The following is a 4,685-nucleotide window of genomic DNA, read 5'->3' as shown; positions in this document are numbered from 1 at the left end:
TGATGATTGTCAACGAAGCCGTCAACAACTACCCGCAGGTGGTCGAAATCGTCCGCAACGACACCAACGAGAAGATTTACACCTCCGGCGCGATTGCCGTAGGCAGCAAAATCGAGAACGCCAAGCTGGATGTTGACCTCGACGCCGGTACTTACGACTGCACCGCCATGTTCTACAACGTAGACCCCGAAACCGGCAGCTATCTCGGCTGTGCCGGTGCGATTATCACCATTACCGTCCTTGAGTGACGATAAAATCTATATTTTTCAAAGGAGAATCATCGTATGAAAAAGATTCTTTCCACTATCCTCGCGCTCTGTATGGTCTGCGCCATGTCCGTTTCCGCGTTCGCCGCAGATGTCAGCACCCCGGGAGGCTCCGGCTCTACGCCGGTCAACCTCAGCTCCACTGATGACGGCACACCGGGCGGCGACCCCGCCGCAACTGCAATGAGCGTCACCGTTCCCACCGCGCTGCCGATGGCAATGTCCCAGACCGGCGATGTAACCACTGCCACCGACTGCAAGATTGTGAACAACAGCTTTGGCGCTGTCCGCGTGAAGTCCGTCAGCATTTCTACCGCCAACGGCTGGAAGCTCACAGCTTTTGGAGATAAGTCCACTCTCGCTCGCGAAAAGGTCGATTCCAATAAGCTGGGCTTCGCGCTTTCCATCGGCGGCGGTACGGCTGTCCAGACGGACGCTTCCAACGAAGCTACGCAGGCACTTATTTCCGCGCCCGTCACCGGTTGCTACATGAGCGGCGTGGGCGATACCACCGGCAATGCTGTCAGCGTGGCATACAGCGCCATCGTCACCCCGCTCTCCGCGCCCGTAACCTCCGCAACCGTTGCCACTGTGGTGTTCGTCATTGAATGGGATACCGCCGCGTAAGCAAAATCACCATTTTTATAGCCGAAAGGCAGAAAGAGGTACTCTATGAAAAAGCATTTTCCGAAGCTCACCGCGCTTTGCCTTGCGCTCTGCATGGTATGCGCCATGTCCGCAACCGCGTTTGCCGCTGAGATTGACACGTCGGGTGGCTCCGGCACAACGCCGGTCAACCTGACCACTACAAACGACGGTATTGGCGGGGGCGGCGGCACGACCTCGACCAAGCTCAACGTCGTTGTTCCCACCTCACTCCCGATGGCAATGTCCGATGAGGGCGATGTTGTCACCGCCACCGACTGCAAAATCGTTAACAACTCTTACGGTGCGGTTCGCGTCAAGTCCGTTTCCATCACCGCTGCGTCCGACTGGCATCTGACCGCGTTCGGCAGCAAGGCTTCCCTTGCCGGTGAAAAGGTCGATTCCAACAAGCTGGGCTTCGCTATGAGCATCGGCGGCGGCGCACAGGTCAAGACCACCTCCGATGCTGCAACGCAGGCGCTCATCACTTCTCCCATCGCTGGCTGCCACATGACTGGCGTGGGCGACACCGCCGCCAACAGCGTTAAAATCGACTACTCCGCTATCGTTACCCCGCTGTCCGGCGCGGTCAACAACGCCACCGTCGCAAGCGTCGTATTTGTGATCGAGTGGGACACAGCGGCGTAAATCTGCCCCAACTGAATAAAAACGCGGCTGGGAGAATCCGATTGCGGGTTCTCCCTTTTGCTGCAAGATTGGAGGTTCTATGAAACGAAAAAGCATACCGGCGCTTCTTCTCGCGCTTGCGCTGGTTCTCTCCCTCGGCACTACGGCGTTTGCCGCAGGCAGTACGACGGCTAAATCATTTTCAGGGCGGCTTGCTTCGGCAAGCCGTCCGTTTGCGTTTCAGGAGGCTTTATGGCAAAAGAAAAGGATAGCGGGATCTATTTTAAGGTTTCGGGACATGACCGGCAGCTTATCGAGCAGAAAATGGAGCTTGCCCATATCCGCAACATGAGCGCCTATATACGGAAAATGTGCATCGACGGGTATACCGTCAATCTGGAAATACCGGAGCTGGACGCCTGCGCGAAGTACCTGCGCTCCGCGTCCAACAACCTGAACCAGATCGCGCGGCGCGTCAATTCCGGCGGCGGGTATTACCCGGATGAGATAGATGAAATTAAGACCGCGCTGGAGGAAAGCCGGAAGCTGTTCGGGAACATCCTTGAACAGCTTTCAAAGCTCTAACAATCCTTGCGGTATTCCGCGACATCAGAAAGTTTGCAGTCCAGAAGTCTGCATAAATCCGCCAGCGTGTTTGTAGACACTGACATATTTCTCTTAAGACGCTGAACGGTGCTACCGCTTATTTTATATTTTTCACGAAGCGTATATGTTGTAATCTCTTTCCTTTTCATTGTATCCCAAAGCGGCGTATAGACGATCACGACAAATTCCTCCCCTATCTTGTATATTTCCATTATGTTCGTTATAATGAGCATATAATATGCTCTAATATTGGGCATATACATAGGAGGACTTACGATGGCAGACTACGCGAAAATGTATCAGGAACTGTTCAGAGCCACAACAAAAGCGATTGAACTGTTGCAGCAAGCACAGATAGATACCGAGGAAATTTATATATCATCCGATGAGCCGGTAATCCAGCTCGTAACAAAAAATAAAAAAGACGAGGACAGCGGCCAGAAATAATGGCTGCTGCCCTCGCATTATTCAGCGAGGTTAGACCTATGGCAACTACAAATTTGATACCTCTGCACACAGGCAAGGGCCGGAACGTTGCGACGGCGCTGGGCAGGACGACGGATTATGTGAAGAATCCGGAAAAGACGGACGGCGGCGAATGGGTTTCAGCTTATGAGTGCAATCCGGGAATCGCCGATCAGGAGTTCTTATTTTCCAAACGGCGGTATGCGGCTCTCACCGGGCGGGAAAAGAAAGAGAGCGACGTAATTGCCTATCATCTGCGGCAATCCTTCAGGCCCGGCGAAATCGACCCGGCAAAGGCAAATAAAATCGGCTATGACCTCGCCATGTCGCTGACCAAGGGCAGGCACGCTTTTATCGTCTGCACCCACGTGGACAAAGCCCATATCCACTCGCATATCATTTTCAATTCCACCAGCCTTGACTGCACACGGAAATTCAGAAATTTCTGGGGTTCTTCCTTCGCTATCCGCAGAATTTCCGATACGTTCTGTCTGGAAAACGGGCTGTCGGTCATTGAGAATCCAAAACCCAGCCGGGGCTGCTATGGCACATGGCTGGGCGACGGCAAGCCGCTTACTGTCCGGGGCAAGTTGGAACAATTCATAGATGCAGCGCTTGCCTCCGGAGGTAAAGACTTTAACAGCTTCCTCACCGCTATGCGGGCAGCGGGCGTTGAAGTGAAGTGCGGAAAGCATCTGGCATTCAAAATTCCAGATGGAAAACGTTTTGTCCGATGCGACGCCCTTGGGGCTGACTATACAGAATCTGCGATTTATGAGCGTATTTCCAGCAAGCGGACCGTCACGTTCAAACAAAAATTGCAACCCGCCGCAGTACCAGCAAAACCGAATCTGCTCATTGACATTCAGGCAAAATTACGGCAGGCCAACTCTCCGGGATTTGAGCGATGGGCCAAGGTGTATAACCTGAAAGAGATGGCGAAGACACTCATATATTTGCAGGAAAACGGCCTTGACGATTATGGCGCGCTGGTCAAAGCCGCCGACGCTTCTTCCAAAAAATATCATGAAATTTCCGATAAGACCAAAGCAAATAATGAACGAATGAAGGAAATATCCGAGTTGCAAAAACAGATTGGAACATACGGCAAAACCCGTGAAGTCTACGCACAATACCGCAAGTTGCCGCAAAAAAAGAAAGACGCTTTTTACAACGAACATTCCGGCGACATTATTCTGTGCGAAGCTGCCAAACGGTATTTTGATTCACTGGGCTTCCAAAAGCTGCCGAGTATTAATGGGCTCAAACAGGAGTACGCCGTGCTGTACGCAGAGAACAAAAAACTCTACTCGGATCAAAAGCGGGAAAGAGCGAAAATGATGGAACTGCTTACGGCAAAAAGCAACACCGACCGCATTCTCGGCGCTTCAAAAAATGTTTCCCAGCGTCGCATTGAACATGAGGAAGAACGATAAATCAGGGCACAATTTTTGCGTTCTTATTTATCATTTTTTCAATAATCATCTCCGCAAGGTTGGGCAGCAGACGCCGAAGGCGGCTTAAAAAACGGACGCATCACGCGTCCGTTTTCACAGGGGATTGGGGGCGGTCAGCCCTCCAACAAGCAGTCCCGGTATATACCGGGGCATTGCTTGCCCCACCCAAAGTCAAGAACCAATAACATCAGGTGTGTTAAAATGGTAACTATAAAATGCCGTCAGAAGCTCTGTGCTGAACAATTGTGAAACAGTGGGCAGTTGTCACTTTAAATTATGCATTAAAAAAATAACACTTGAATTTAAAAAATATTTTGGTTATTTTAATTATAGTTAATTGACTTTTCAAATTTTGGTGATATTATATATTAAGATTGTAATAAATTCAATGTTGGAATCATTACAGTCTTGATGGAACATGAGGTGAATCATGGACATCAATTCAAATAGTCTTTCTGAAATGCTAAAAAAGCATAGCATAAAACCATCTCATCAAAGATTACAGATATTAAACGGTAGTGTCAAGCTTTATGCGCAAATTGGTTTGCAGACTCTAAGTAAATGAAATCAGATGGCAACAGAGGCATCCTCGCAGATAGCCTCCAGATGCTTCATGTTC

6 protein-coding genes and 1 pseudogene are annotated in these 4,685 nt (G+C 50.4%); 6 read left to right on the top strand and 1 reads right to left on the bottom strand.

The window, feature by feature from the left end:
• The 4 genes and pseudogenes from ACOYIE_RS09480 to ACOYIE_RS09465 all read left to right on the top strand — a co-directional run.
• Positions 1-248 (top strand): annotated as a pseudogene (locus ACOYIE_RS09480) (hypothetical protein); the annotation flags it as partial.
• A 36-nt stretch (positions 249-284) separates the two neighbouring features.
• Positions 285-893, top strand: a complete 609-nt coding sequence (locus ACOYIE_RS09475; protein WP_433412635.1) for a hypothetical protein — start codon at positions 285-287, stop codon at positions 891-893.
• Positions 894-938: 45 nt separating this feature from the next.
• On the top strand, positions 939-1,559 hold the full coding sequence (locus ACOYIE_RS09470) for a hypothetical protein (protein WP_433412633.1): 621 nt from the start codon (positions 939-941) through the stop codon (positions 1,557-1,559).
• 231 nt (positions 1,560-1,790) lie between these two features.
• Entirely contained in the window at positions 1,791-2,123 is a 333-nt protein-coding gene (locus ACOYIE_RS09465) for a plasmid mobilization protein (protein WP_433412631.1), read from the top strand.
• Here ACOYIE_RS09465 and ACOYIE_RS09460 read toward each other — a convergent pair.
• Positions 2,120-2,323, bottom strand: a complete 204-nt coding sequence (locus ACOYIE_RS09460; protein ID WP_433412629.1) for a helix-turn-helix domain-containing protein — start codon at positions 2,321-2,323, stop codon at positions 2,120-2,122. The genes ACOYIE_RS09465 and ACOYIE_RS09460 overlap by 4 nt on opposite strands.
• Before the next feature lie 97 nt (positions 2,324-2,420).
• On the opposite strand from ACOYIE_RS09460, the gene ACOYIE_RS09455 reads away from it, so the two are divergent.
• Together ACOYIE_RS09455 and ACOYIE_RS09450 are read left to right on the top strand one after the other, a co-directional pair.
• Positions 2,421-2,591, top strand: coding sequence for a hypothetical protein (locus ACOYIE_RS09455; protein ID WP_433412628.1), 171 nt, complete (start codon positions 2,421-2,423; stop codon positions 2,589-2,591).
• 119 nt (positions 2,592-2,710) lie between these two features.
• Positions 2,711-4,045, top strand: coding sequence for a relaxase/mobilization nuclease domain-containing protein (locus tag ACOYIE_RS09450; protein WP_433412626.1), 1,335 nt, complete (start codon positions 2,711-2,713; stop codon positions 4,043-4,045).
• The last annotated feature ends 640 nt before the right edge of the window (positions 4,046-4,685 follow it).

This window comes from Agathobaculum sp., assembly GCF_050946325.1.
Lineage (GTDB): Bacteria > Bacillota > Clostridia > Oscillospirales > Butyricicoccaceae > Agathobaculum.
This window is presented reverse-complemented; position numbering and strand designations above follow the sequence as displayed.

Bases quoted from the DNA above. Each gene is read 5' to 3' on its own strand.
- ACOYIE_RS09475 (WP_433412635.1), top strand. From the start codon at position 285: ATGAAAAAGATTCTTTCCACTATCCTCGCGCTCTGTATGGTCTGCGCC.
- ACOYIE_RS09470 (WP_433412633.1), top strand. From the start codon at position 939: ATGAAAAAGCATTTTCCGAAGCTCACCGCGCTTTGCCTTGCGCTCTGC.
- ACOYIE_RS09465 (WP_433412631.1), top strand. From the start codon at position 1,791: ATGGCAAAAGAAAAGGATAGCGGGATCTATTTTAAGGTTTCGGGACAT.
- ACOYIE_RS09455 (WP_433412628.1), top strand. From the start codon at position 2,421: ATGGCAGACTACGCGAAAATGTATCAGGAACTGTTCAGAGCCACAACA.